Genomic DNA, 26,894 nt, shown 5'->3' on the forward strand with positions numbered 1-26,894 from the left:
TTCGAATGCCGCAGAGTCATGCGTCGTTACGCCGGATTCAACTTCGTTTCCATTTCTGATGCACCACCAACCCTCGACTGGCCCCGTCATGCCGTAATCGACCGAAGAGTGGAATCACTATGGGGAAACCTGCCATCGTGCTGCTGAGTGGCGGCCTCGACTCGACCACGAGTCTGGCGATCGCCAAGGATCAGGGCTTCACGCCCTACGCGCTGAGCTTCCGCTACGGCCAGCGCCACTCCGTCGAACTGGCGGCCGCGCAGCGGGTCGCCCAGCGGCAGGGGGTGGAGCGGCACGTCATCGCCGACATCGACCTGCGGGTGTTCGGCGGCTCAGCCCTCACCGACGACATCGAGGTCCCCAAGGGCCGGAGCGACGAGGAGATGGAGAGCGGCATCCCGCTCACCTACGTCCCCGCGCGCAACACCATCTTCCTCTCCTTCGCGCTCTCCTACGCCGAGGTCGTCGGGGCGCTGGACATCTTCACCGGCGTCACCGCCGTCGACTACAGCGGCTACCCCGACTGCCGCCCGGAGTACCTGGCGGCGTACGAGGCGATGGCCAACCTCGCCACCAAGTCGACGGCCGACGGCGAGCACCGCATCCGCCTGCACTCGCCGCTGCTGCACCTGTCCAAGGCGGACATCATCCGCACCGGCATCGGGCTCGGCGTCGACTACGCCCTGACCTCCAGCTGCTACGACCCGGACGAGGACGCCCGCGCCTGCGGCCAGTGCGACACCTGCCGGCTGCGGCTCAAGGGCTTCAGCGAGGCCGGCATCGCCGACCCGGTCCGCTACCAGGGCGTGTCGGCATGACCTACCTCGTCAAGGAGATCTTCTACACGCTCCAGGGAGAGGGCCGGCACGCCGGCCGCCCGGCGGTCTTCTGCCGCTTCTCCCGCTGCAACCTGTGGACCGGGCTGGAGAAGGACCGCCACCGGGCGATCTGCCAGTTCTGCGACACCGACTTCGTGGGCACCGACGGCGAGAACGGCGGCCGGTTCGCCACCCCGGAGGACCTCGCCGCCGCCGTCGAACGAGTGTGGGCGCCGGACGCCAGCGAGCAGCGGTTCGTCGTCATCACCGGCGGCGAACCCCTGCTCCAGCTCGACGCCCCCGCCGTCGACGCCCTGCACGACCGGGGCTTCGAGGTCTCGGTGGAGACCAACGGCACCCGGACGCCGCCGCCCGGCATCGACTGGCTCTGCGTCAGCCCGAAGCTCGGCTCCGAGATGATCGTCGAGCGGGGCAACGAGCTGAAGCTGGTCTACCCGCAGGAGAACGGCGAACCGTCCCAGTTCGAGCACCTGGCGTTCGAGTCCTTCCGCCTCCAGCCCATGGACGGCCCCGACATCGAGGCCAACACCCGCGCAGCCGTCCAGTACTGCCTGGACCACCCGCTCTGGAACTTCTCCCTGCAAACCCACAAGTACCTGGGGATTTCCTGATGAGTACGTTGCTTCTGCCCGGTGGGGCGGCGGCCCGGCACACCGTGTCGGTGCGGCACAACTTCGAGACCGCGCACCGGCTTCCGCACCTGGAAGGCAAATGCGTCCACTTCCACGGGCACTCCTGGTGGATGCAGGCCAGCATCTCGGCGCCGGCCCTCGCCGACGGCACGGTGGTGGAGTTCGGCGCGTTCAAGGCGCGGATCCGCTCGTGGATCGACACCCACCTCGACCACGGCGCCATGCTGGGCGCCGACGACCCGCTCGCCGCGGTGCTGACCGAGCACAAGAGCAAGCTCTTCCGCTTCGGCGCCGCCGACCCGACCCCGGCCGAACGACTCGCCGAAGGACTGTCGTACCCGACCGTCGAGGCCGTCGCCGAACTGCTCGCCCGGGTCGCCGACGAGGCGCTGCGCTCGTTGGACAGTGCGCCCGGCGCGTTTGTCCAGGAGGTCCTGGTGAACGAGACCCACGTCAATGCCGCGGGATGGCGCAATGTGCCGGCCTGAGCTCGGCCGGCCGTCCCCGTTGTCCACCGAGGAGTTCACGACATGACCAGTATCGACAGCCCGGCTCTCACCGGATCGGCTCTCACCGGGGCCGCCCTCTCCGGGGCCGAGCTCTCCGGCGAGGCCGCCCTGGACCAGGCCACCGCCCACGCGCGCGCCATGCTCACGTCGCTCGGCATCGACTGCGACAGCGCGTCCACCCGGCGCACCCCCTACCGGTTCGTGAAGGCCCTGGCCGAGATGACCGACGGGCTGCGCCAGGACCCGACCCGGCACCTGAAGGTGCAGTTCCCGGCCGAGTCCGTCAACCAGGGGATCATCGCCGCCGTCGACGTCCCCTTCGTCGCCGTGTGCGAGCACCACGTCCTGCCGTTCCTCGGCCGGGCGACCGTCGCCTACCTCCCGGCGCCGGGCGCCCACATCGTCGGCCTCTCCAAGCTCGCCCGGGTGCTCCAGGAGTACGCGGCCAGGCCGCAGGTGCAGGAGCGGCTCGGCGAGCAGGTGGTCGAGGCGCTCAGCAAGCACCTGACCTCGCTCGGCGCGGCCTGCCTGATCCGCTCCGAACACGCCTGCCTCACCCTGCGCGGGGCCGAGGCGCACGGGGCGGTCATGGTGACCAGCCACCTGTCCGGGGAGTTCACCACGGACCAGGGCCTGCGCGCGCAGGTCCTCGCCCTGGCGCCCGCCCACACCGGGCGCTGACCGCTCCCCGCACGACCACCCGGCGGCGGCGCCCCTTCGGCGCCGCCGCCAGGCGCCTTCGCCCCCGATCCGACCTGCTCCGACTTGCTCCGACCTGCTCCGACCCTGAACGGACCACGCGCGTGAACATCGCCTTCGTGCTGCTGACCCACAACCCCGACGAACCGGCCGGGATCGAGCGCAGCATCGCCTCGCTCGCCGACGGCCTGCGCGAACTGGGCCACCGCGCCCTCATCGTGGCGGCCGGCCCGGCCCACCCGGCCGACGACCCCGACCTGCTCCGCCTGACCAGCCTCGCCCTGCCGCGCCCCGTCCAGTACGACGAGGTGATGCGCCTGCTCGCCGAACCCGCCGCCGTCGACCGGGAGGTGCGGGACCTGCTCACCGCCCACCGGGTCGACCTGGTCTGCTGGGTCGACGCGGGCGCCGGCCTCGGCTTCCTCAACCCCGCCCCGCCCGGCGTGCGCACCGCGCTGATGGTGCACTTCCTGCGCACCGACGACGCGATGCACGAGAGCCTCAAGCACCAGCCGGGCGTCGTCCTGCCGGTCAGCGACTTCCTGACCGGCGAGGCCGCCCGCGCCGGGCTCGACACCACCGGCTGGCAGGCCCTGCCCAACGCCCTGCTGCACCACAGTGCGCCGCCCACCGCCGAGGAGCGCGAGCGGCTGCGGCGCACCGGCCCGGTGCGGACGCTCTCCCGGGCCGATCCGCAGAAGGGCGTCGCCGAGCTGCTCCGCGCCTACCCCGCCGAAGGGCTCGGCCGGCCCGTCCAGATCGTGCTGGCGGCGGCCGGGTTCGAGTTCTGGCCCGGCATGCAGGAGCAGGTGATCAGCGAATGCCGCGCCCTGGCCGCCGGCCTGCCGGACGTCGAGATCCTGCCCGCCCTGCCCTGGCAGGAGGTGCAGCCGTTCCTCGCGGGCGCCGCCGTCACCGTGATGGGCTCGAACGCGCCGGAGACCTTCGGCAACGTCGCCGCCGAGTCGCTGTCGGTGGGCACGCCGGTGGTCGGGTACGGGCTCGGGCACCTGCCCGTGCTCACCGGCGGGGCGGGCCGGATGGTGGAGCTGGAGCAGGGGCCGGAGGGGATCTGGCGGGCGCTGCGGGAGCTGGTCGACGACCCGGAGGCCTACCACGCGGCCGTCGGGCAGGCGCCGCGGCAGGTCGCCGACCAGACGCCGGTCGCGGTCGCGCGGGCGTTCCTGCGGGCGGCGGCGCCGGACGCGGTCTGAGCGGCTGCGTGCTTGAGCGGCCACGTGGTTGAGCGGCCGGTGCGGTGGAGTGGTCATCGCGTCTGAGCGGCCATGTGTCTGAGCGACCACACGGCTGAGGGCCCCCGGGGTGTCCGGGGGCCCTCAACCGGCCTGTGGGGGTCAGGACTTGGCGGCCGATCCGGGCCGGGCGACCAGGACGGCACCCTGGTCCCCGATCGCGTGCGGGCGGCGTGCGAAGTGGCGGCGCAGCGCGGGCGCGATCGCCTGCCGCATCGCCCCGGCGTCCGGGTGGTCCTCGTACCAGAAGTTGACCAGCGTCGTCGTCGCCGCCCGGACCCGGTCGTCCAGGTCGGGCTCGGGGAAGTGCAGCGCGGCCTCCGTCCGGTACAGCGAGAAGTCGTGGAACCCGTGCGTGCTCAGCAACTCGGCCGCGGTGGCCAGCAGATAGCCCTGGTGGTCATGGGGCTCGCCGGCCAGCGGGACGCAGGTCTCGTTGAGGATGCTCACCAGCTCGTTGTCGTCGGCGCCGCCGATCAGTACGACCTTCGCCTCCGGGTCGGTGCGGTCGCAGACCCGCGCCAACTCGGCGACGGACCGCTCCAGATCGTCCACGTAGGGCAGGATCCAGGTGGCGAACACCACGTCGAACGAGGCGTCCGGGAACGGCAGCGACTCCGCGTGCCCGGGGATGATCTCGATCGTGCCGGTGCCGCCCTCCTCCGCGCGCTCGGTGAGCGTCGCCACCCGCTGGCTGTGCGGCTCGACGGTGGTGCAGTGGCCCAGCTGGACGGCCACGGCGCGGGTGAGGTCACCGGTGCCGCCGCCGACGTCGAGCGCGCGCTTGTTGGCGGCGGTGGTGGAGCAGATCAGCGAGATCTCCTCCCGGCGCTCCAGCCGGCTGGTGAAGTCCAGCCAGCCGCCGTGACTCAGCCGGTGCGGCCCGCGATAGGCGGCCGGCATGCGGTCGGCCGGCCCGCACAGCGGATGCGTGCGCACACCCGTGGCGTCGAGGCCGGTGGAAACCAGTGCGGTGGATATCGGCGCGTTCAAATTAGAGCTCCCCTGAGGAGATTGTTCACGGGTGCATTCCATTGTGGCGCAGGGTGTCTCCATCGTAGCCATTGGCGGTGGCCAGTCAATGGTGGTCCGGAAAGGTCTGATGAAATGGCTTGGAATGGACCTCTCGGTACGACCGGACAGTGCCCCGGCATTCACTGGAGCCGAATTCAAGGTTTACTGCGAGGGGTGACCGGTGATTCCAGGCAGGTGGCGAGCGCCGTCTGATTCGCCAGGAAGCGCGTCGCCACCGCGATGCTCCGTGACTCCGCTATCGAACTGCCGCGGACTTCCTGGAGGATCCTGCGCAGGGCGACCAGGTCGTACCGCCGCACGACCTCGATGATCGCGGTCTCGGCCAGCGGCCCGAGGCGGGCGCCCGGCACGATCGACCGGGTGCACAGGTCGAGAAGTGCGGCCGCCGCCCCGGAACGGGGGCCGCCGGGCCAGGCGAGACCGGCGATCCGCCGGATCCTCCGGTCGTCGGCCTGCGGTTCGTCGGCCCGCGGCCCGTCGGCCGGTTCCGGGGCGAACCAGTGGTGGCGCCGGGAGAGGACGGCCGCGCACAGCAGCGCGTCGACGTAGGTCGTGTGGTACGAGTGGTAGAAGCGGTAGCCGGCGCGGCCGGCCGGTTCCTGCTTCGCCAGCTCCGCGTCCCGGAACGTGGGACCGGGCAGCGCCCCCCGGTCGTCGAGCACCCGGGTGCGCACCGCCCAGCCGCAGCGTGCGGCCGCCGAGGCGTGCCCCGGCAGTACCGCATCGGCCAGCAGCAATTCCCCCAGCAGGTCGAAATCGTCGATGGCCAGCGCGAAGCAGATGGTGGATCCGATCGAGGACCGGAGCCTTTCCGCGTCGATTCCCGGAATCCCGGCCACGCCGAAGTCGGTGGCGTACATGAGGGTATGGGTGAGTGCGTAGCAGTCCTCCCGGGTGGCGTAAAGACCGTCCCGATCGGAGGCAATGGCCGACACCTCCGGACGCCACTTCGACGCCGCCCGGCCGGATTCGGCGAACGCCGGATGCGCCGCCCCGCGCCGCGCCCACTCGAATTCCAGGCGACGGAACGGCACATGCTCCTCGATGCCCACCTGGCCGGTCCCGACCGCGTTTTCCAGCAGGTGGTCCAGGTCCTCGTCCGGGCAGCCCAGGGCGGAAAGGAAAAGGTGGCCCAGGCCCAGACTCGACACCGTTCTGGGGTGGCGGGCGATCACGCAGCGCACCCGGCCGCCGCGGCACCTCCGTACGCACTCGTCGACGAGCCGCCGCCAGGCCTCGCCGTCCCGGTGACCCGGAATCCGGCCGGTCACCAGCAGGAGCATCGCCGTCTCGATGGCGACCTTGTCCTCCTTGCGGACCATCTCGCCGGGGTCGTCGTGCCAGTGGGCGGCGTAGTCGTCCAGGTGTCGCAGCTGCCCGGCGGCGAACTCCAGTACCTCGTCGATCCGGTGGTGCAGATACTCCGCCAGGGGGGCCGCACCGGGCGGGGCGGTCAGGCGGTCGCGCGGGCCGGCCATGGTGATGAACCTCCGCCGGGCGTCCGGTCCCCTTGTTCGTGGGTCCGCTTGTTCGGGGCGGCCTTGTTCGGGGTGGCCTTGTTCGGGGGTGGCCGCAGGGCCGGTGGCGATGGCGCCCCGACTCCTGCGGTCACCGTGTGCCGGTTGTCGACGATGCCATTCCTCATTCCTCAAGCGGGCGGACTACGACGCAGTAGTTGGGATTGCATGCCACGAACGACTGGGTCTGCTTCTCGCTGTTGATCACCTCGGGCGTCAGATGCCCGCGGAGCTTCTCCGCCAAATTGATCAACTCGCTGTCGGACAGCTCCTGGGCAAGCTTCTGCAGGTCCACCTGGCGTTCGGTCATCGCTCCCACCTCCTTTCCGTTCGGCTAGCGGAACAGCCGCTGCAGAGTGGGGGACCGCAGCAGGATGTCCGTGATCTTCTCGATGAGACGCGGATGGTATTCCGGGCGCCCGCCCAGCTCGTGGACCACGCGTTCGGCCGGGCTCCCGCCCAGCAGGAGGCGGAGGATCTCCGGCAGCGGCTCGACGGGATCGATGCCGTCAGCCTGGGAGAGCAGATCGCCGATCCCCGCAGCCATCCGCCCAACGGGATCGGCCCCGTACCGTGCGGCGAAGGCGTCCAGGGAGCCCCGGCGGTCCAGGCCGTTCAGCGCGAGCGCCAGCACGAGCCGCGCCTCGGGGGAGTTCACCCGGCGGCGCAGGGCCGTCAGCCGGTGGTCGCGCACCACCTCGCGGGCGGCTGCCCGCAAGGGGTCGGCGAACTCCGCCCGCCGGTCGGCGACGAGGCCGATCGCCTCCTCGGTGAAGGCGCCGTCGAGGTCCAGCCCGCACACGTCCAGCAAGACGGTGACGGCGGAGACGAGATCGTCCGTGGCGAGGGAGCGCCGGACGGCCTCCCGCAGCCCCTTCTCGTCCTCCTGCCGTAAGAGGTGCAGCAGTTGGAGCCGGCGGGTGAGCGACGGGTCCTCGTCGAACGGGTTGACCGAGAGCGACGGCGGACAGTACTCGTACTGGGGCTGCGCGCCGGGGTCGGACCGGGTCCGGACGACCAGCGTCGCCGACGGCTGGTCGAGGTGGAACAGCGCGTGCGCGCCCCGGGCGCCCGGCAGGATCGGGCGCACATCGCCCACGGCCAGGACCTCCGACCGCAGCCGGGTCGTGCGGCCGAGGAGCAGCCGCCCCGAGATCCGCGCACTCTCGTCGAAGCGCCAGGAACTGTGCAGGCTCGACCCGTGGAGCACGCGGAAGGCGCCCTGGAACGCGTGCTCGTGGATGGACGTGGTCGACTCCAGCCAGTACAGCAGCGTCATGTGGAAGCGGCTGGTGCTGTACAGCGTGAGCGGCGGCTGGCCGAAACGGGCGTCGAGATCCGTCTGCGCCGGAAGCACCGGCTCACTCGCGGCCCGCGCGGCCAGTTCGAGCGCGTCGACCTCGTCTAAGCAGGCGGCCTCCGACAGGCGCCGCACGGCGATGCCGACGAAGGCGTCCTCCCCGAAGTCGTGCGCCCGCCACTCCCGTGCGACGGCGTCACCCAGCTCCCGGAACGGACTCCACACGTCGTTTCCAGCCACGATGACCGACGACCCATCCAGTGCACGGCGCCGACCTGGCAATGCCCACCAGGCGCAGACGCCTCGGAGGTTCGGGCATTTACAATTTTCCTACACCCCCGGGAGCCGCGCACCCGGGGGAGGCCTGCTCACTCTGCGTCAGATACCCCGGGGAGTGAATCCGCCGAGCCGAGCGGCTGAACCCGGTGCGCTCGCCAGAGGTGGAGGGCGGTCGGCAGCGCGATCGCGGCGCAGCCGCGTGCCGCGCCCGCTTCGCTGCGTCAGGCCGGACGGCGGGTCGAGGTGCCCTTCCGCCGGGCGCGCGGGGCTTCCAGCCGTGCGGAAGCCCCGGCAGGGGCTCCTCCGGTTACCAGGGCGCGCGGCCCGGGCGACCCTGTCGCGGTTTCAGGCGCGGCTGATCGCCGCCCCGTCGCTGCGCGGGTCGGCGGCGGCGTGCAACGTGCCGCCGGGGCCCACCCGGACAAGTTGCCCGTGGCCGACCTGCTCGTCGAGAGTCCCGCCGACCTGGACCTGCGCACCCATGCCGCGCAGGGAGCCGATGGCGGCGGCGGGGACGTCCGGTTCCACGAAGACGGCGTCCGTCGGCGCGTCCACCTCCATGCCGCCGACCACCCACCGGGGGCTGTGCAGGGCGGTGGTGACGGAGTCCCCGGCGTGCAGGCGCAGCGCGAGGTGGGCGTGGATCTGCGGTTGCGCCTTACCACCCATGGTGCCGTGCGCGCCGGTGACGGCGCCGTCCCGCCGGGTCAGGACGGGCATCAGCGTGTGGGCGGGGCGGCTGCCGCCGCGCAGGCGGTTGGGGGCGCCCGGGAGCAGGCTGAAGAACGACCCCCGGTTGTGCAGGACGACACCGGTGGCCGGGTCGAGGATGCCGGATCCGAAACTGTGGAAGAGGCTCTGGATCAGGGAGACCGCGTTGCCTTCGGCGTCCATGGCGACCACGGCGACGGTGTCGCCGCTGGGGCGGGCGGCCTGCGCGGCTGCGGTCGGGGAGGGCCCGCCGGGGTGGGCGTCCGGGTCGGTGGCGGCCTCGGCGATCCGGGCGATCCGGGCGGCGCCGAGCAGGTCGTCGACGGGGACGGGCGCGTACCGGGGGTCGGCGAGGAAGGTGTCCCGGTCGTTCGCGGCCTGTCGGAAGACGCGGGCGAGCACGGCCGCGTCGGCTCCGAGCAGGTCGAGGCCCGGATCGAGGCGTTCCACGGCGCCGAGGATCTGCAGCAAGTGCTGGCCCTGGGAGTTCGGTGGCGCGGTGAGGTACTCCTCGCCGCGGAAGGTCCGGCCGATCGGCTCGGTGGTCTCGGTGCGGTGCCGGGCGAGGTCGTCGCGGGTGATGGGCGAGCCGAGGCTCCGCAGGTGGCCGACGATCGAGGCACCGATCTCCCCGTGGTAGAGAGCGTCCGGTCCGTGGTCGGCGATGGCCGCGAGGGTCCGGGCCAGGGCGGGCTGGACGAGCGGTTCGCCGGCGGCGAGCGGCCGGCCGGCGGCGAAGAAGACCTCGCGCATGCCCTCGTCCGGTGCGAGCAGGGGCTGTTCGAGGGTGAGGGCGTGCGCGACGCCGGGCGCGGTGGGCACCCCTTCCTGGGCGTAGGCGATGGCGCTGGTGAACAGCCGGTCGAAGGGGAGCCGTCCGGCGGTCCGGGAGAGGGTGGCCCAGCCCGCGACGACGCCGGGCACGGTGACGCTGAGCGGGCCGGTGACCGGCATCCCGCCGGCGCCGGCGAGGGCGTCCGGGTCGGCGGCCATGGGTGCCGCTCCGCTGCCGTTGACCGCGACGGGATGCCGGCCGGGCCGGGCGACCAGGGCGATCAAGTCCCCGCCGACGGCGCACTGGTGGGGGTAGACCACGGTGAGTGCGATGGCCGCGGCGATGGCCGCGTCGACGGCGTTCCCGCCGTCGCGTACGGCCTGCTCGCCGGCGGCGGTGGCGAGGGCGTGGGGGGTGGCCAGCGCGAAGGCGGTCGGGGCGGGAGCGGGTGCGTGGATGCTCATGGGAGGGGCCGTTCGTCGGGGGTGCGGATGGTACCCGGCCGGTGGGCGACCGGTCAGCGAGCGGGTCCGGGGCTCTGGCTCGGGCTCTGGTGCTCGTTCGGGCTCGCGGACTGGATGGTCTCCACGATCGCCTGGTGGACTTCGAGCAGGTGCTCGGACATGGCCTGCGCGGCCGTCTCGGAGTCCTGGCCCATGACGGCCTCCAGGATGCGTCCGTGCGCCCTCAACGAGCTGACGAGCCGTTCGGTGCTCTGGTAGGCGGGGTTGCGGGAGAGCTCGACCCATTGGTTGGTGGTTTCCAGCAGCTGGGTCAGCAGCGGGTTGTGGGCGGCCTTGGCGAGCGCCACGTGGAACTCGCTGTCGAGTTGGACCAGGCGCGGCAGCAGGCCGTGCTTCAGCGCCCGGTCCGCCTCGGCGAGCAGGTCGCTCAGGTGCTGCAGGTCGGTGTCGGTGGCACGTACCGCCGCGCGGGCGGCGACGGGCGGCTCGACGGCGGAGCGCAGGTCCATCACCTCGTGGATGAGCCTGGCCGCCGAGTCCATGTCGCCCAGCTGCCAGTCTCGCAGGGCCGGGCGGGCGATGCCCGCCACGATGGTGCCCCGGCCGGGGCGGCGGTCCACCAGTCCGCGCAGTTCCAACTCGCGGAGCGCTTCGCGGACGGTGGCCCGGGAGACCCGCCAGGTGTCCGCCAGTTCTCGTTCGGGAGGAATGCGGTCGCCCTCCGCCAGTTGTCCGTCCTCGATCAGCCGGTGGATGCGTCCGGCCAGCCGCTGCGGGCCGGAACGTGCTTCGGGAGTGATGAGCGACCAGTTGACGGACAACTGACGACCTCCATAACGGTGGGGCGGAACATGACCTACGGCGTCCATGCTCCCCGGCCGAGGACACCGGCCGGACGGCGGGAGTGGGCTCAGTCGCGGATCTCGACGGTGACCCACACCTCGAAGGAGCTCCGCCGGGCCAGGCTCATGACGCCGATGGTGGCACGCCCACCCAGTCCGACCTCGGGGCCGAACACGTCGCGGAACAGGTCCGTGGCCCCGGAGGAGACCTTGTGGACGTCCTCGAACTCGGGCGTGGTCACCACGAAGCACAGCGACCGCACCACCGACGCGACCCGGTCGAGCGAGCCGAGGGCGTACCGGATGCCGCCCAGGCAGTTCAGCGCGGTGAGGCGGGCCGCCTGGTAGCCCTCCTCGACGGTCAGGTCCTGGCCCAGACGTCCGGCGAACCGCACGTTGCCCTGGTCGTCGTCGGCGGTGTGGCCGCCGAGGAAGAGGAGGTTGCCGGTGATGTGGTGGGGCTTCATGGAGCCGTAGTCGGCGCCGTAGTACGGGCGGCTGCTGTAGTCGGGCAGTTCCAGCCCGAGCTCCGCCACCCGCGCTTCGTAATCGGTCCGTGACATGCGCTGCTCCTTGGGGGAGGTTGACGGCTCTGCCGGTGAGCCAAGATAGTCAGATGGTCCGACCAAGTCGGGGGATTCTCTCCACACCACCCGGCTGCCTGTCAAGGCTTCCGGCCTTGAGGGCCCGGACATCTCGCCCGCGCACCCTGCCGTAAGGACCGCCCCAGATGAGATCCATCCGCTCCAACACCGCCGCCGACCAGCCCGCCGCGGCGCCCGCCGGGTCCGACCGGCGCCTGGTGGACCTGCTCCTGGTCCTGCTCACCGCGGCGGCCGGGGCCACCGACGCCGTGGCCTACCTGGGGCTCGGCGGCGTCTTCACGGCCAACATGACCGGCAATCTCGTGCTGTTCGGCATCGCCGGGGCGCACGGTGCGGACATGCACCTCGCCCGCGCGGGCATCGCCGTGATCGCCTTCACGGCGGGCCTCGTCGCCGCCTACCGGATAACCGATCGGTCCGGCCTGTCCGACTGGCTCTGGCACCCGCGGATCAGCGCCGCGCTCGGCGTCAACCTCGCCCTGCAGACGGGCTTTCTGGCCATCTGGGCGCAGTCCGGCGCGGAGCCGGGCCGCGCGGTCGACATCGCCCTGGTCGCGCTGTCCGGAGCGGCCATGGGCCTCCAGACCGCCACCGCCCGCCGCATCGCCAGGGCCGGCATCACCACGACCTTCGTCACCGGCACGCTCACCTCCGTCGCCGAGTCCCTGTCCCACGGCTCGACCAAGGACGTCCTGCGGCGCTGCGCAGTCCTCCTGGCCCTGGTCGCGGGCGCACTCGCGGGTGCGGTCACGCTGCGCTTCGCCCCTGTCCTGGCCGCGGCGATCGCGCCAACTCTGGTGCTTGCCACGCTCGTTGTGGCTCGCCGCCGCCTGCACGGAAGGCGCGGCTGAACCAGGCGCCAACGGATTCCGTCGATTCGCACCGCCCGCGCGGACGATTCCGTCAGGACAGCGGAAATCTTTCCGCCGGACCTTGACTCCGTGTCGGGGAACGCGTAGACGTTGGGCCCCGGAGGCAGTCCTGCCGGAACGCCTCCCGGTCCTTCCGGCCAAGTCATGCCCCGCCGGACCGCCTCCCCCACGGCGGTACGCGTCCCAACTCGCGCCCCCACCGGGCCGCCTGCCCTCCTTCCGGACGCCCCGGCAGCACCCCGCGGCTCACCACCGCCCGGAGAAGGACACCCCCGTGACCACAGACAGCACCCGGACCAACGGCAAGCAGACCACCCGCAGACCCAGGCCCCTGGACGTCTCCTTCCACGACGACCCCCGTGTGGTCAAGGAGGCCGCCAACGAGGACTACTCCACCCACGTCGTCCCACTGAGCTGGCGCAGCAGCCGGCTCTCCCTGACGATGACCTGGTACGCCGTGATCAGCGGCATGTTCTACCTCGTCACCGCGGCGACGCTGGCTGTCACGGTCGGCACCGTCAACACCCTCATCGGCATCGTCCTGGCCGTCATCGTGTTCGGCGTCGTCGGCGGCGCCCTGTCGCGCTACGCCGCGCACACCGGGCTCACCGTCGCCCTGCTCTCGCAACGGCTCTTCGGCCTCGCCGGCTCCGTGCTGGCCCCGCTCATCCTCGCGGCCACAGCGCTGTACTACGCCGTGTTCGAGAGCTCCGTCATCGCCCACGCCCTGCACGCCTACACCGGGGTGCTGGATATCCGGATCTGGTACGCCGTCGCCGTCGTCACCAACTTGCCGATGGTCATCGGCGGAGTGCGCCGCTGGATGGACAAGTTCAACGGCTTCCTGCTGCCGCTGTACTGGGGCGGCCTGCTCGTCGCCGTCGTCCTGGCCGCGGTGAAGTACCCCTCCAAGGGCTGGCTGACCCACGTCCCGGACAGTGCCCCGGACCTCAGCGCGCCGGGCTGGCTCTACGCCCTGTTCGTCTACCTCGGCGTGTTCGTCTTCATGATGTACACGGTGGACTTCGCCCGCTTCGGCAAGCCCGAGGACAGCCGCTACCACAGCGTCGTCACCTTCGGCCCGGTCTTCTACCTCTTCGTGTACCTCGCCAACGGTCTCATCGGGATCTTCCTGGTGATGGCGGCCGGCACCTCCGGCGCCTTGTCGGAGACAGCCATCGGCGACACCGTCATCAACCTGATGGGGATCTCGGGCCTGGTCGTCGTCTGGGTGACCCAGTCCAGGATCAACACGGCGAACTACTACGTCGCCTCCACCAATCTGGAGGCCCTGTTCACGCGGCTGCTGCGGATCCGCGTCCCCCGGGTCGCCGCCCTGATGCTCGCCGGCGTGCTGACCTACCTGTTCATGCTCACCGATGTCCTCAGCTACCTGCTCACCGCGCTGGCCTGGCAGGGCGCGTTCGTCGTCGCCTGGGTGGGCATCGCCCTGACCCACATGTGGCTCAGCCGCCACGGCGACCGCGACGGGCTGCCGGAGTTCCGCCCCGGCCGGGTGGCCTCGTTCGGCCCCGGTGCGATCGTCTGGCTGATCGTCTCGGTGCTCGGCATCGCGGTGTACGAGGGCACCGGCACCTTCGGGACCACGTGGTCCACCCCCCTGGTCCTGGTGCTCAGCATCGTCCTGTACACCGTGGCCCACCGGCTCGGCCGACCCGTCGCCCTCGACCGGCCGGGCGACCCGCGCGACGAGGTCGAGGACATCTGGGAGACCCGCGTCCGCTGCCACACCTGCGACCACTCCTATATCGCCGTGGAGATGGACCGCGACCCCAGCACCGAGGACGGCGCCGCGATCTGCGCCGACTGCGCGGGACGCAGCGCGGCGTTCCGCCGGGCCGTACTGCTCGAAGCCCGCACGGCCCCGACCGGCCGGCCCGCAGACCGCTGAGCCCGCGCCGGGCCCGTCCCCTCACGTGCCGAAGGACACGGGGGACGGGCCCGGCGCCCGGCCGCGCCTGGAGGTGACGGCGCGTCCGTGGCCGGGGCCGGGTGTCGCGCCGCTGAGCCGGCCGGACGGGGGCCGTCCGGCCGGCTCAGCGGGGGAGTGCGGGGGTCAGCACTCGATGACGTTGACGGCGAGGCCGCCGCGGCTGGTCTCCTTGTACTTGATCTTCATGTCGGCGCCGGTCTCCTTCATGGTCTTGATCGCCTTGTCGAGGGAGACGTGGTGGCGGCCGTCGCCGCGCAGGGCCATCCGGGCGGCGGTGACGGCCTTGACGGACGCCATGCCGTTGCGCTCGATGCAGGGGATCTGGACCAGGCCGCCGACCGGGTCGCAGGTGAGGCCGAGGTTGTGCTCGATGCCGATCTCGGCGGCGTTCTCGACCTGTTCGGGGGAGCCGCCGAGGACCTCGGCGAGGCCGCCGGCGGCCATCGAGCAGGCGGAGCCGACCTCGCCCTGGCAGCCGACCTCGGCGCCGGAGATGGAGGCGTTCTCCTTGAAGAGCATGCCGATCGCGCCGGCGGCGAGGAGGAAGCGGACGATGCCCTCGTCGTCGGCGCCGGGGATGAAGTTCAGGTAGTAGTGCAGGACGGCGGGGATGATGCCGGCCGCGCCGTTGGTGGGGGCGGTGACGACGCGCCGGCCGGAGGCGTTCTCCTCGTTGACGGCCATCGCGTAGAGGGTCACCCACTCCATGGCGTTGGCCGGGCCGATGCCCTCGGCGCGCAGCGCGCGGGCGCCGGAGGCGGCGCGGCGGCGGACCTTGAGGCCACCGGGGAGGATGCCCTCGCGGGACATGCCGGCCCGGACGCACTCCTGCATGACGCGCCAGATCTCCAGCAGCCCGGCCCGGATCTCCTCCTCCGTCCGCCAGGCCTTCTCGTTCTCCAGCATCAGGCCGGAGATGGACAGACCGGTCTCGCGGGTGAGCCGGAGCAGTTCCTCGCCGGTGCGGAAGGGGTAGCGCAGGGCGGTGTCGTCGGGCTTGACCCGGTCCGCGCCGAGCGCGTCCTCGTCGACCACGAAGCCGCCGCCGACCGAGTAGTACGTCTTCTCCAGCAGCGTGGAGCCGTCGGCCGCGTACGCCCAGAGGGTCATGCCGTTGGCGTGGTACGGCAGCGAGCGGCGGCGGTGCAGGACGAGCTGGGTGTCCGGGTCGAAGTCGATCGGCTGGCTGCCGAGCAGGTTGAGGCGCTTCTCGGCCCTTATCCGCTCGACGTCCAGGTCGGCCTGGTCGACGTCCACGGTGCGCGGGGAGTTGTTCTCCAGGCCCAGCAGGACGGCCTTCGGGGTGCCGTGGCCGTGCCCGGTGGCGCCGAGCGAGCCGTACAGCTCGGCGCGGACGGCGGTGGTGCCGGCCAGCAGGCCCTCGGACTTCAGTCGGCGGGCGAACATCCGGGCGGCGCGCATGGGGCCGACGGTGTGGGAACTCGAAGGGCCGATGCCGATGGAGAAGAGGTCGAAGACGCTGATGGCCACGGGGGACGTCCTTGTCTGGTCTCGTGGAAGGACAGGCGGGCAGGTGCCGGCACGGAACGGGGCACCGCGCGCACTGTCCAGTGTGCGCGGTGCCCCTTGATCGCAGGTGGCCCGACGGGGTGAGGCCGGTCACCCGCGCCGGACTACAGGTTCGGGTAGAGCGGGTACTTCGCGGCCAGCGCGGAGACGCGGGCCTTCAGACCGGTGGCGACGGCCTCGTCGAAGGCCGGCTTCAGCGCCTCGGCGATGATGTCGGCGACCTCGCGGAAGTCCTCGGCCTGGAAGCCGCGGGTGGCGAGCGCCGGGGTGCCGATCCGCAGGCCGGAGGTGACCATCGGCGGGCGGGGGTCGTTCGGGACGGCGTTGCGGTTGACCGTGATGCCGACCTCGTGGAGGCGGTCCTCGGCCTGCTGGCCGTCGAGCGCGCTGTTGCGCAGGTCGACCAGGACCAGGTGCACATCGGTGCCGCCGGACAGGACGGACGCGCCGGCCTCGGCGACATCGGCCTGGAGCAGGCGCTCGGCCAGGATCCGGGCGCCGTCCAGGGTGCGCTGCTGGCGCTCCTTGAACTCCTCCGAGGCGGCGACCTTGAACGCGACGGCCTTGCCGGCGATCACGTGCTCCAGCGGACCGCCCTGCTGGCCGGGGAAGACCGCGGAGTTGATCTTCTTGGCGAACTCGGCCTTGGAGAGGATGACGCCGCCGCGCGGGCCGCCCAGGGTCTTGTGGGTGGTGGTGGTGACCACGTCCGCGTACGGCACCGGGTTGGGGTGCAGGCCGGCGGCGACCAGACCGGCGAAGTGCGCCATGTCGACCATCAGCAGCGCGCCGACCTCGTCGGCGATCCGGCGGAAGGCGGCGAAGTCCAGCTGGCGCGGGTAGGCGGACCAGCCGGCGATGATCAGCTTGGGCTGGTGCTCCTTGGCGAGGCGCTCGACCTCGGCCATGTCGACCTGGCCGGTCTTCTCGTCGACGTGGTACGCGGCCACGTTGTAGAGCTTGCCGGAGAAGTTGATCTTCATGCCGTGGGTCAGGTGACCGCCGTGGGCCAGGCTCAGGCCCAGGATGGTGTCGCCCGGCTGGATCAGCGCGAACATCGCGGCGGCGTTGGCCTGCGCGCCGGAGTGCGGCTGGACGTTGGCGTGCTCGGCGCCGAACAGGGCCTTGATCCGGTCGATCGCGATCTGCTCGACGACGTCCACGTGCTCACAGCCGCCGTAGTAGCGGCGGCCGGGGTAGCCCTCGGCGTACTTGTTGGTGAGCACCGAGCCCTGGGCCTCCATGACCGCCACCGGGGCGAAGTTCTCGGAGGCGATCATTTCCAGGGTGGTCTGCTGGCGGTGCAGCTCGGCGTCGACCGCGGCGGCGATCTCCGGGTCGAGAGCGTGCAGGGACTGGTTGAGAACCGTCATGGTGTGGTCTTCCCGGGGAGGAGAGAAGGACGTGCCGCGCTTGGCGCGCCCTTGGGAGGGAGGCGGCGGGCGACGGGAGGGCGGGGACGGCCGGCCGCGGGGCGGCCGCCGCGCTGCGGCCGCCCCGGCGGACGATCAGGCCTCGGGGTTGGTGAGCGCGTCGTACTCGTCGGCGCTCAGCAGCTCGTCGGTGGCCTCGACGCGGACCTTGAACAGCCAGCCGCCTTCGAAGGGCTCGCTGTTGACGAGGGCGTTGTCGTCCAGGACGGCCTGGTTGACCTCGACGATCTCGCCGGTGACCGGCGAGTACAGGTCGCTGACCGACTTGGTGGACTCGAGCTCGCCACAGGTCTCACCCGCGGTCACGGTCTCGCCGACCTCGGGCAGCTGCACATAGACGATGTCGCCCAGGGCGTCGGCCGCGTGGGCGGTGATACCGACCGTGGAGACACCGTCAGCGGCGGCCGTCAGCCACTCGTGCTCCTTGGTGTACTGCAGGTGCTGGGGGTTGCTCATGGCGTCATTCTCCAGGATGGGAAGCGGGTACGACGAAGCGGTCCGGCGGGCGGACGGCATCGACGTGGATCTACGGGGGGGAAAGCGGGCCTCGGCGGACGGGCCGGAGGCGGGCTCCGCCCCGCGCCGGGGAGCTGCCCGGCGCGGGACGGAGCGGGCCCTCAGCGGGCGCGCTTGTAGAACGGCAGCGCCACGACCTGCACCGGCTCGGGCCGGCCGCGGACGTCCACCGCGACGGTGGTGCCGGGCGCGGCGTGCGCCGCGTCCACGTAGGCGATCGCGATCGGCTTGCCCAGCGTGGGGGAGGGGGCGCCGGAGGTGATCCGGCCGATCGGCGTGCCGTCGGCGGAGACCACGGTGTAGTCGGCGCGCGGGACGCGCTTGCCCTCGGAGACCAGGCCGACCAGCACCCGCGGCGGGTGGGCCTCGGCCTCGGCGGCGGCCTTCTCCAGCGCCTTGCGGCCGATGAACGCGCCCTCGTTGGTGGTCTTGTCGAACCGGACGACCCGGCCCAGGCCGGCGTCGAACGGGGTCAGGTCGGTGGACAGCTCGTGCCCGTACAGCGGCATGCCCGCCTCCAGGCGCAGCGTGTCGCGGCAGGACAGGCCGCAGGGCACCAGGCCGCGGTCGGCGCCGGCCTCGGTCAGCGCCGTCCAGACGGGCTCGGCGTCGGCCGGGGCGCAGAAGATCTCGAAGCCGTCCTCGCCGGTGTAGCCGGTGCGGGCGAGCAGCACCTCGCGGCCGGCCACCCGGGCCGGGAGGATCGCGTAGTACTTCAGGCCGGGCAGGTCGGCGTCGGTGGTGTCGGCGAGGATCGCGGTGGACTCCGGGCCCTGGACGGCGATCAGGGAGTAGGTGTCGCGGTCGTCGGTGACGACGGCGTCGAAGCCCTTGGCGCGGGCGATCAGCTCGTCCAGCACCAGCTGGGCGTTGGAGGCGTTGGCGACGACCAGGAAGGCGTCCTCGCGCAGGCGGTAGACGATCAGGTCGTCCAGGATGCCGCCGTCCTCGGCGCAGATCATGGTGTAGCGGGCGCGCAGCACGCCCAGCGCGGAGACGAAGCCGACCAGCGCGTGGTCCAGCATCTCGCCGGCCTGCGGACCGGTGACGGTGATCTCGCCCATGTGGGAGAGGTCGAAGAGGCCGGCCCTGGTGCGGACGGCGAGGTGCTCCTCGCGCTCGCTGCCGTAGCGCAGCGGCATGTCCCAGCCGGCGAAGTCGGTCATGGTCGCGCCGAGGGCGCGGTGCAGCGCGTCGAGCGCGGTGAGGCGGAGGGACGACATGGCCTGGGACTCCTCGGTCTGGGCACTCAGGTGTGCGCACGCCGGACCGGTCCCGCTCGGGGCCGACCCTGCGCGCGGGCATGCGGCGGCTGGGTCTCCCCATCTGTCGTCGTACCTGAGAGCTTCACCGCACGCAGGCCCGCAGCTCTTTACAGCTAACAGGACAACATGGCGGCTTGCACCGTGGGTGGGCGCGTGGCAGAGCCGTGCGCCGCTTTCCAGATGTGCCTAACCCGTGCGGTAGGGGTGCCTGAGAGTTTCCGGGGAGGACTTGCTCCTTCGGCGCCGGCTGTGCCGCCTGACGGGGCACTCCGGGCTCTCCCGCGCGGGTTCGAGCGGCCTGTATGGAGTTAGGGGCCTCCGTCGGGAAAGCGCGGAGACGCGCACATCATGGCACGTCTGCGCCCCGGGCGGGAGAGGGGGCCCGGGCGGCCCGCTAGGCTGCTCGGCGTCGGCGGGCGCGCCGGCGGGCACGGCGCGGCGCACGAGCACGACACACGGACACAGGGCGGTACAGGGGCGCATGGGGTACCCGGCGGAGCAGCAGCAGGGGTGGGGCGGCCCGGAGACGGCGCCGCAGGGCGGCGGATGGCCGGCCAACGAGCTGGAGCAGGTGCTAACCGCCGCGCTCGGCGACCCGGGCGCGACCGCCCGGGTGATCGAGGTACTGGCCCGCAGCCAGGTGTGGATCCCGCTGCCGGCCGGGGCCGATCCGCAGGGCCAGTCGCTGAACCTGCCGACCGTCGAGCTGGCCGGCGACCCCTATGTGCCGGTCTTCTCCTCGCAGGAGGTGTTCCTGCGGCAGGCGCCGGGGATGGCCTTCGCGGTCGCGCCGGTCTGGGAGTTCGCCCGCGGGCTGCCGCTGGGCATCGGCATCGCGGTGAACCCGGAGGCGGCGGTCGGCATCCCGGTGCCGCCGGAGGGCGTGGCCGAGCTGCGGCGCGGGCCGCGCGAGGACCGCTGGGAGGCCCCGGACAGCCCGACCGGCGGCCGGGTGGCGCTGCGCGAGCCGGTGCCGGGCGAGGACCCGGAGGCCTTCCTGGCCGCCGCCCGGGCCGAACTCGCCGGCCTGCCCGGGGTGCTGACCGCCCGGCGGGCGCTGGCCAGCGTCGAGGGCGAGCCGACCGTGATGTTCATCGGGGTCCAGCTCGACCCGGCGGCCCCGGCCGAGCCGGCCACCGTGAACGAAGCACTGGGCCGGGCACTGGGAACCGCGCCGCTGCCCGGCGGCGTCCACCTCGTACTACTCGATCTCGTGGAGGATCCCGTGGTCGAGTGGTTGCTCAACCAGGTCCGGCCGTTCTACACACGGATGTGACGCGTTCCCTCCCCGCCCGGCGTCGGGCCGGAGGAGGGGACGAGGCAGACACGTCGGCGTGGCGGCGGTCGGTGGCGCGCCATAGGGTGCGTGCAGGCAGCCGCCGGGTCGGCGGGTGAGAGAAGAAGAGGCGCAGCGAGGTGGGCGCATGAGTGCGGGAGCGGTAGCGGGCGGTGCACCGGGGCCCTGGGGCCAGGCGCCCGCCGGGCGCCCCGGCGCGGATCCGGGTGCGCTGGAGCGAGCCCTGCGCGAGGTCGCGCCGGAGCGCTACGAGGCGTACGAGGCGCTGCTGCACGCCCTTGCCGCGGGCCAGGTCTGGATGCTGCTCTGGCACGGCACCCCCGGCAGCCCGGACGCCCAGTACGGGAACATGGAGATCAGCGGCCACGGCTACGCGCCGGCCGTCACCTCGCCCGAGCAACTGGCGGCGTCCGGCTGGGCCCGGGCGCACGAGGTGATCTCCGGCCGGGAGATCGCCGCCTCGCTGTACCGCACCCGCTGGGGCCTCTGGCTGAATCCGCACGCCCCCGGCGGCGGTGTCGGGGTGCCCTGGGCGGACCTCCGGCGGATCGCGGCGGGGCTGGACCGGCTGCCGGCCGGGCCGCTGAAGCTGAGCGAACCGCAGGTGCCGGCCCAGCAGTTCTTCGCGCTGCTGGAGCGGCAGGCGGGCGAGGTGCGGGCGGTCAGGGCGCTGTGCCGGGCCTGGGTGCAGCCCGCCGTCGGCGAGCCGTACCTGGCCATCGGCCTTGATCTTTACGAGAGTTCGCCACCGACCGTGGAGGCCGTCCGGGCCCTGATGCAGCGGGCGATCGCGGTGGCCCCGGAGGGCCTGGCCGTCTCCACGGTGGCGATGGGGGACGAGTACGACCCGGTGGCGCTCTGGATGCGGGCCAACGCGCGGCCGTTCTTCGACCGTGAGCCGGCCGGCCACGGGCGGCCGGCGACCGCGCCCTACCCGCCGGTGCCGCCACCGCCGTACACCTCGCAGACGGGGCCGGCGTACGGCGGTTACGGCACCCAGCCGCCCGGCCCTGGCTGGCCGGGGCAGCCGCCGCAGCAGCAGCCGTGGCCCGGCTATCCGGGGCGCTGACCGGGCGCGCCGGAGCCCCGCACCGTCGAAAACCAGTACGAGAAGCCGACTTGACGTGACGTCAGGTCGGCTTCCTGGTTTTTCCGGACGATTTTCCGGCCGGTGCCGTCACACATCTTGACATGCCTGTAACAGCTGTGTGAAGAGGGATATGCCGAGAATCCGGAGGTGCATGCGCACAGATCACAGTTGGGCATCTGTCGGTGGTCAGGGCTGGCGCAAGCCAGTTCAGATGGCAGAGAGTTCTGCGCAACGCACCGCGTGTACTTGGAGCCCCACAAAGGTGAACGCGCGCCGCGAACCGCTCGAACCGCGCGATGCCCATCCCGCGTGGCAGCAGCACCGAGTACCTCGTACCGCCGTGCACCACCCGAACCCTGCACCTCCGCACGTCCGCACCAGCCGTAGCGCCGAACCGGCGACCGGCACCCGTGGGCCGGCCACCGTCGGCGAGGGGACCAACTGACCATGACCGCACCCATCAAGACCGCCGGGAGCGAACCGGGGGCAGCCGCCGCCGCGAGCCCGGCCAAGAAGATCGAAGGCCGCTCGCTCGGCCGGATCGCCTGGACCCGCTTCAAGCGGGACAAGGCCGCCGTCGCCGGCGGTGTCGTGGTGATCCTGCTGATCCTGCTCGCCCTGCTGGCCAAGCCGATCGAGTCCGTCTTCGGACTGGACCCCGACGCCCTCAACCAGGACCTGCTGGACGCCAACCTCGGCGGCCTGCCGCTGGGCGACTGGGGCGGGATGAGCTGGGACCACCCGCTCGGGGTCGACCCGCTGCAGGGCCGTGACCTGCTCACCCGGGTCATCGAGGGCTCCTGGGTCTCCCTGCTCGTCGCCTTCGGGGCGACCCTGCTGTCCAACACCATCGGCGTGGTGCTCGGCGTGATGGCCGGCTACTACGGCGGCTGGGTGGACACCCTGATCAGCCGGGTGATGGACGTCTTCCTCGCCTTCCCGCTGCTGCTCTTCGCCATCGCGATCTCCGCCTCGCTCCAGGGCGGCGCCTTCGGCCTGCACGGGCTCCCGCTGCACATCGCCGTGCTGATCTTCGTGATCGGCTTCTTCAACTGGCCCTACATGGGCCGGATCGTGCGCGGCCAGACCCTCTCGCTGCGCGAACGGGAGTTCGTGTTCGCCGCCCGCAGTCTGGGCGCCCGGGGCCCGTTCATCCTGTTCAGGGAGCTGCTGCCCAACCTGGTCGGTCCGATCCTGGTCTACTCGACGCTGCTGATCCCGACCAACATCCTCTTCGAGGCGGGCCTCAGCTTCCTCGGCGTCGGCATCCAGGCCCCGCAGGCCTCCTGGGGCGGCATGCTCAACGACGCGATCAAGTACTACCAGGTGGACCCGCAGTACATGGTGGTCCCCGGTATGGCGATCTTCCTCACCGTGCTCGCCTTCAACCTGCTCGGCGACGGGCTGCGTGACGCCCTCGATCCCAAGAGCAACTGACTTCTCCTCAGGACCCTTCGATCCGCCACCACTTCCTCAAGGGGTTGATCCCACCCATGCGTAGGTCCCGTACCGTCGCGCTCACCGCCGCGGCCGCTGCCACGGTCCTGATCGTCACCGGCTGCTCGTCCGGCTCGTCCAAGAGCGACAGTTCCTCCTCCGCCCCCTCCTCCGCCGGTGTCGGCGACGGCGGTGCCTCCGGCGCGGCCACCAAGGGCATCGTCAACGCCTCGGACAAGAAGGGCGGCACCGTCACCTACGAGATGCGCGGTACGCCGGACTCCTTCGACCCGGGCAACACGTACTACGCGTACATCTACAACTTCTCGCGCCTGTACGGGCGTCCGCTGACCACCTTCGCGCCGGGCCCCGGCGACGAGGGCAACAAGCTGGTCCCGGACCTGGCCGAGTCCATGGGCACGCCCAGCGCGGACGGCCTGACCTGGACGTACAAGCTGCGGGCCGGCCTGAAGTACGAGGACGGCACCCCGATCAGCTCCAAGGACGTCAAGTACGCGGTGGAGCGCTCCAACTTCGCGGCGGAGGTGAACTCCAACGGCCCGACGTACTTCAAGGAGCTGCTGGTCGACAACCCGACGCCGTACGAGGGCCCGTACAAGGACAAGACCGGCGGGCTGAACTCGATCGAGACGCCGGACGACACCACCATCGTCTTCCACCTGAAGCACGCCTTCGCCGACTTCGACTACCTGGTCAGCGCCCCGCAGACGGTGCCGGTCCCGCAGGCCAAGGACACCGGCGCGGACTACGTGAAGCACGTGGTGGCCTCGGGCACCTACAAGTTCGAGTCCTACGAGGACGGCAAGCAGCTCACCCTGGTGCCCAACACCAACTGGGACCCGAGCACCGACCCGATCCGCAAGCAGCTCGCGGACAAGATCGTGGTCAGGATGAACATCGAGCAGTCCACCATCGACAAGGACCTGCTGGCCGGCAACGCCCAGGTGGACCTCGTCGGCGCCGGTGTCGACCCGCAGACCCAGGCGCAGATCCTGCGCGACCAGAAGCTCAAGGCCAGCACCGACAACGCCTTCGGCGGCCGCCTGGTCTACACCGCGATCAACACCAAGGTCGCGCCGTTCGACAACATCGAGTGCCGCAAGGCCGTCCAGTACGCGATCGACAAGGTCTCGGTGCAGACCGCCATGGGCGGCCCGATCCGCGGCTCGATCGCCAGCACCGTGCTCCCGCCGGACATCCCGGGCCACCAGGACTTCAACGTCTGGGAGACCAAGGACAACAAGGGCGACGAGGGCAAGGCCAAGGCGGCCCTCAAGGCCTGCGGCAAGCCGGACGGCTTCAGCACCGTGCTCACCGCCCGCACCGAGCGCGCCCCCGAGGTCGCCGCGGCCACCTCGATCCAGGCCGCGCTGAAGAAGGTCGGCATCAACGCCGAGATCCAGCAGTACCCGCAGGGCAAGTACTTCACCGACCACGCCGGTGTCCCGCAGTTCACCCAGGACAAGAACATCGGCCTGATGATGATGCAGTGGGGTGCCGACTGGCCGACCGGCTACGGCTTCCTGCAGCAGATCGTCGACGGCCGCTCGATCAAGGCCTCCGGCAACAGCAACCTGGCCCAGGAGAACAACGCCGACGTCAACAAGCTGCTGGACGAGGCCGCCGTCAACACCGACAAGGCGGCCCGCGAGAAGATCTACGGGGCGATCGACAAGAAGGTCATGGAGGACGCGGTCTACGTGCCGCTGACCTACTTCAAGGTCTTCCTGTACCGCCCGGACAGCGCCACCAACGTGGTGTCCACCTCGGCCTTCTCGGGTGAGTACGACTACCTGAACATCGGCACCAACAAGTAAGAGCCTGGCTCCACATCCCTGAAGGCAGGTGAAGGCAGCGGCGCCCGCCGCCGTCCGGAGGATCCCGGACGGCGGCGGGCCGCCGGAGCCGCCCAACTGTGTTTGCCTACATCATCCGCAGGACGCTCGCGGCCCTGGTGCTGCTGCTGGTGGTCAGCGCGGTCACCTTCGCGATCTTCTTCCTGCTCCCGCGCCTGGCCGGCGAGACGACCGACCAGCTGGCCGCGCAGTACATCGGGAAGAACCCGTCACCCGAGGCGATCGCGGCGATCAAGAAGAACCTCGGGTTCGACCAGCCGCTCTACACCCAGTACTGGCACTTCCTGAAGGCACTGGTCAGCGGCGCCGAGTACAAGTTCGGCCCGGACCCGGTCACCTGCCACGTGCCGTGCTTCGGCTACTCGTTCAAGAACCACCTGGAGGTCTGGCCCGAGCTGACCAAGCGCATCCCGATCACCCTCTCGCTGGCCAGCGGTGCCGCGGTGGTCTGGCTGGTCTCCGGTGTCGCCACCGGCGTGGTCTCCGCCCTCAAGCCGAAGTCGATCTTCGACCGGCTCTCCATGGGCGTCGCGCTGGCCGGCGTCTCGCTGCCGGTCTTCTTCACCGGCGCGCTGCTGCTCACGCTCTTCAGCTACGAGTGGCCGATCCTGGACAACCCGCACTACGTCAACTTCACCGACGACCCGCTGATGTGGGCCCGCAACCTGATCCTCCCGTGGATCTCGCTGGCCTTCCTCTACTCCGCGCTCTACGCCCGGCTCACCCGCGCCGGAATGCTGGAGACGATGAGCGAGGACTACATCCGCACCGCCCGGGCCAAGGGCCTGGCCGAGCGCAAGGTGGTCGTCCGGCACGGGCTGCGCTCCGCGCTCACCCCCGTCGTCACCATCTTCGGCATGGACCTCGGCCTGCTGCTCGGCGGTGCGCTGATCACCGAACAGGTCTTCTCGCTCCAGGGCGTCGGCCAGTTCGCGGTCTCCGCGATCACCGACAACGACCTGCCGAAGATCCTCGGCGTCACGCTGCTCGCCGCCTTCTTCATCGTGCTCTGCAACCTCGTGGTTGACCTCCTGTACGCCGCTGTCGACCCCCGGGTGAGGCTGTCGTGACCGACCTCCAGAAGACCGCTGCCCCGGCGGGGGAGGGCGCGGCGCGGGACGCCTTCCTCTCCGTGCGCGACCTGCGGATCCACTTCGACACCGACGACGGCCTGGTCCGCTCGGTCGACGGGGTCAGCTTCGACCTCCAGAAGGGCCGGACCCTCGGCATCGTCGGCGAGTCCGGCTCCGGCAAGTCCGTCACCTCGCTCGGCATCATGGGCCTGCACCGCACCAAGCGGGCCAGGATCGGCGGCGAGATCTGGCTGGACGGCGAGGAGCTGATCGCGGCCGGACCGGACCGGGTCCGCCAGCTGCGCGGCCGCCAGATGGCGATGATCTTCCAGGACCCGCTCACCGCGATGCACCCCTACTACACCGTCGGGGCGCAGATCGTCGAGGCCTACCGGGTGCACCACCCGCAGGCGACCAAGAAGCAGGCCCGCGCCCGCGCCGTCGAGATGCTCGACCGGGTCGGCATCCCGCAGCCCGACCGCCGGGTCGACGACTACCCGCACCAGTTCTCCGGCGGCATGCGCCAGCGCGCCATGATCGCCATGGCGCTGGTCAACGACCCCTCGCTGCTGATCGCCGACGAGCCCACCACCGCCCTGGACGTCACCGTCCAGGCGCAGATCCTGGACCTCATCCGCGACCTCCAGCAGGAGTTCGGCTCGGCCGTCATCATCATCACCCACGACCTCGGGGTGGTCGCCGAACTCGCCGACGACATCCTGGTCATGTACGGCGGCAAGTGCGTCGAGCGCGGACCCGCCGACACCCTCTTCGACGCGCCCGAACACCCCTACACCTGGGGCCTGCTGGGCTCGATGCCGCGACTCGACCGCGAGCTCCAGGACCGGCTCGTCCCGGTCAAGGGCACCCCGCCCAGCCTGATCAACGTGCCGTCCGGCTGCGCCTTCCACCCGCGCTGCCCGTACGCCGAACTGACCGGCGGGCGCTCGGCCGAGGAGATCCCGGTGCTGGCCGAGGCCACCCCCGGGCACTACGCGGCCTGCCACCTCGGGGCCGCCGACCGGCACCGCATCTTCGCCGAAGAGATCGCACCCCGGCTGTGAGCCCGGCCTCGTACCACCTTTCTGGA

24 protein-coding genes and 1 riboswitch are annotated in these 26,894 nt (G+C 71.6%); of the genes, 13 read left to right on the forward strand and 11 right to left on the reverse strand.

The genetic code is table 11. The features are described from left to right. The first annotated feature begins 119 nt into the window (after window positions 1-119). The 5 genes from queC to ACIQIB_RS16060 all read left to right on the forward strand — a co-directional run bounded on the left by queC (window position 120) and on the right by ACIQIB_RS16060 (window position 3,893). A complete protein-coding gene (gene queC, locus ACIQIB_RS16040) occupies window positions 120-818 on the forward strand; it encodes a 7-cyano-7-deazaguanine synthase QueC (RefSeq protein WP_363610695.1) in 699 nt (232 codons plus the stop codon). Further along, complete coding sequence (gene queE / locus ACIQIB_RS16045) at window positions 815-1,450, forward strand: 7-carboxy-7-deazaguanine synthase (protein WP_363610697.1); 636 nt, start codon at window positions 815-817, stop codon at window positions 1,448-1,450. Before queC ends, queE begins: the two co-directional genes overlap by 4 nt. Continuing rightward, window positions 1,450-1,959: a 6-carboxytetrahydropterin synthase gene (locus tag ACIQIB_RS16050; protein ID WP_363610699.1), complete on the forward strand. Its 510-nt coding sequence runs from the start codon at window positions 1,450-1,452 to the stop codon at window positions 1,957-1,959. The genes queE and ACIQIB_RS16050 overlap by 1 nt, the downstream gene beginning before the upstream one ends. A gap of 42 nt (window positions 1,960-2,001) precedes the next feature. Then, the gene (folE, locus tag ACIQIB_RS16055) at window positions 2,002-2,661 is read left to right on the forward strand and encodes a GTP cyclohydrolase I (RefSeq protein WP_363610701.1); all 660 of its coding nucleotides are present in this window, start codon (window positions 2,002-2,004) and stop codon (window positions 2,659-2,661) included. A gap of 122 nt (window positions 2,662-2,783) precedes the next feature. Then, window positions 2,784-3,893 (forward strand): glycosyltransferase family 4 protein, encoded by a 1,110-nt coding sequence (locus ACIQIB_RS16060; RefSeq protein ID WP_400654721.1) that lies wholly within the window; start codon window positions 2,784-2,786, stop codon window positions 3,891-3,893. Between the two features lie 141 nt (window positions 3,894-4,034). On the opposite strand, the gene ACIQIB_RS16065 is transcribed toward ACIQIB_RS16060, so the two are convergent. The 7 genes from ACIQIB_RS16065 to ACIQIB_RS16095 form a co-directional block, all read right to left on the reverse strand. After that, a complete protein-coding gene (locus ACIQIB_RS16065) occupies window positions 4,035-4,925 on the reverse strand; it encodes a methyltransferase domain-containing protein (protein ID WP_363610705.1) in 891 nt (296 codons plus the stop codon). A 176-nt stretch (window positions 4,926-5,101) separates the two neighbouring features. Beyond that, entirely contained in the window at window positions 5,102-6,445 is a 1,344-nt protein-coding gene (locus ACIQIB_RS16070; protein ID WP_400758452.1) for a DUF6895 family protein, read from the reverse strand. A gap of 163 nt (window positions 6,446-6,608) precedes the next feature. After that, window positions 6,609-6,794 carry a hypothetical protein gene (locus ACIQIB_RS16075; RefSeq protein ID WP_363610709.1) on the reverse strand — a complete coding sequence of 62 codons (186 nt, stop codon included), beginning with the start codon at window positions 6,792-6,794 and terminating at the stop codon, window positions 6,609-6,611. A gap of 24 nt (window positions 6,795-6,818) precedes the next feature. Next, on the reverse strand, window positions 6,819-8,009 hold the full coding sequence (locus ACIQIB_RS16080) for a hypothetical protein (protein WP_363610711.1): 1,191 nt from the start codon (window positions 8,007-8,009) through the stop codon (window positions 6,819-6,821). A gap of 399 nt (window positions 8,010-8,408) precedes the next feature. Next, window positions 8,409-10,013, reverse strand: a complete 1,605-nt coding sequence (locus tag ACIQIB_RS16085; protein WP_400758454.1) for a gamma-glutamyltransferase family protein — start codon at window positions 10,011-10,013, stop codon at window positions 8,409-8,411. Between the two features lie 53 nt (window positions 10,014-10,066). Then, window positions 10,067-10,834, reverse strand: a complete 768-nt coding sequence (locus tag ACIQIB_RS16090; RefSeq protein ID WP_363610715.1) for an FCD domain-containing protein — start codon at window positions 10,832-10,834, stop codon at window positions 10,067-10,069. Window positions 10,835-10,923: 89 nt separating this feature from the next. After that, a complete protein-coding gene (locus ACIQIB_RS16095; RefSeq protein ID WP_400758456.1) occupies window positions 10,924-11,418 on the reverse strand; it encodes a RidA family protein in 495 nt (164 codons plus the stop codon). A 167-nt stretch (window positions 11,419-11,585) separates the two neighbouring features. On the opposite strand from ACIQIB_RS16095, the gene ACIQIB_RS16100 reads away from it, so the two are divergent. Together ACIQIB_RS16100 and ACIQIB_RS16105 are read left to right on the forward strand one after the other, a co-directional pair. After that, window positions 11,586-12,311 (forward strand): YoaK family protein, encoded by a 726-nt coding sequence (locus ACIQIB_RS16100; RefSeq protein WP_363610719.1) that lies wholly within the window; start codon window positions 11,586-11,588, stop codon window positions 12,309-12,311. Between the two features lie 295 nt (window positions 12,312-12,606). After that, window positions 12,607-14,244, forward strand: a complete 1,638-nt coding sequence (locus ACIQIB_RS16105; RefSeq protein WP_363610721.1) for a cytosine permease — start codon at window positions 12,607-12,609, stop codon at window positions 14,242-14,244. A gap of 165 nt (window positions 14,245-14,409) precedes the next feature. Here the strand turns inward: ACIQIB_RS16105 and ACIQIB_RS16110 are convergent, their stop codons facing one another. The 4 genes from ACIQIB_RS16110 to gcvT all read right to left on the reverse strand — a co-directional run bounded on the left by ACIQIB_RS16110 (window position 14,410) and on the right by gcvT (window position 18,988). Further along, the gene (locus ACIQIB_RS16110; protein ID WP_363610723.1) at window positions 14,410-15,777 is read right to left on the reverse strand and encodes an L-serine ammonia-lyase; all 1,368 of its coding nucleotides are present in this window, start codon (window positions 15,775-15,777) and stop codon (window positions 14,410-14,412) included. Window positions 15,778-15,920: 143 nt separating this feature from the next. Then, window positions 15,921-17,189 (reverse strand): serine hydroxymethyltransferase, encoded by a 1,269-nt coding sequence (gene glyA / locus ACIQIB_RS16115; RefSeq protein WP_400758458.1) that lies wholly within the window; start codon window positions 17,187-17,189, stop codon window positions 15,921-15,923. Between the two features lie 135 nt (window positions 17,190-17,324). Then, window positions 17,325-17,705, reverse strand: a complete 381-nt coding sequence (gcvH, locus tag ACIQIB_RS16120; RefSeq protein ID WP_363610727.1) for a glycine cleavage system protein GcvH — start codon at window positions 17,703-17,705, stop codon at window positions 17,325-17,327. Between the two features lie 161 nt (window positions 17,706-17,866). Next, window positions 17,867-18,988: a glycine cleavage system aminomethyltransferase GcvT gene (gene gcvT / locus ACIQIB_RS16125; RefSeq protein ID WP_363610729.1), complete on the reverse strand. Its 1,122-nt coding sequence runs from the start codon at window positions 18,986-18,988 to the stop codon at window positions 17,867-17,869. A gap of 228 nt (window positions 18,989-19,216) precedes the next feature. Further along, window positions 19,217-19,322, reverse strand: a riboswitch (glycine riboswitch). A 189-nt stretch (window positions 19,323-19,511) separates the two neighbouring features. On the opposite strand from gcvT, the gene ACIQIB_RS16130 reads away from it, so the two are divergent. The 6 genes from ACIQIB_RS16130 to ACIQIB_RS16155 all read left to right on the forward strand — a co-directional run bounded on the left by ACIQIB_RS16130 (window position 19,512) and on the right by ACIQIB_RS16155 (window position 26,868). Continuing rightward, window positions 19,512-20,306 (forward strand): enhanced serine sensitivity protein SseB, encoded by a 795-nt coding sequence (locus tag ACIQIB_RS16130; protein ID WP_363610731.1) that lies wholly within the window; start codon window positions 19,512-19,514, stop codon window positions 20,304-20,306. 148 nt (window positions 20,307-20,454) lie between these two features. Continuing rightward, a complete protein-coding gene (locus tag ACIQIB_RS16135) occupies window positions 20,455-21,396 on the forward strand; it encodes an enhanced serine sensitivity protein SseB C-terminal domain-containing protein (RefSeq protein WP_400758460.1) in 942 nt (313 codons plus the stop codon). 468 nt (window positions 21,397-21,864) lie between these two features. Continuing rightward, a complete protein-coding gene (locus tag ACIQIB_RS16140) occupies window positions 21,865-22,854 on the forward strand; it encodes an ABC transporter permease (protein ID WP_363610735.1) in 990 nt (329 codons plus the stop codon). Window positions 22,855-22,910: 56 nt separating this feature from the next. Continuing rightward, window positions 22,911-24,692: an ABC transporter substrate-binding protein gene (locus tag ACIQIB_RS16145; RefSeq protein ID WP_363610737.1), complete on the forward strand. Its 1,782-nt coding sequence runs from the start codon at window positions 22,911-22,913 to the stop codon at window positions 24,690-24,692. A gap of 98 nt (window positions 24,693-24,790) precedes the next feature. Further along, window positions 24,791-25,801 carry an ABC transporter permease gene (locus tag ACIQIB_RS16150; protein WP_400758462.1) on the forward strand — a complete coding sequence of 337 codons (1,011 nt, stop codon included), beginning with the start codon at window positions 24,791-24,793 and terminating at the stop codon, window positions 25,799-25,801. Next, complete coding sequence (locus ACIQIB_RS16155; protein ID WP_363610741.1) at window positions 25,798-26,868, forward strand: ABC transporter ATP-binding protein; 1,071 nt, start codon at window positions 25,798-25,800, stop codon at window positions 26,866-26,868. Before ACIQIB_RS16150 ends, ACIQIB_RS16155 begins: the two co-directional genes overlap by 4 nt. The last annotated feature ends 26 nt before the right edge of the window (window positions 26,869-26,894 follow it).

It is taken from the genome of Kitasatospora sp. NPDC092286 (assembly GCF_044755565.1).
Lineage (GTDB): Bacteria > Actinomycetota > Actinomycetes > Streptomycetales > Streptomycetaceae > Kitasatospora.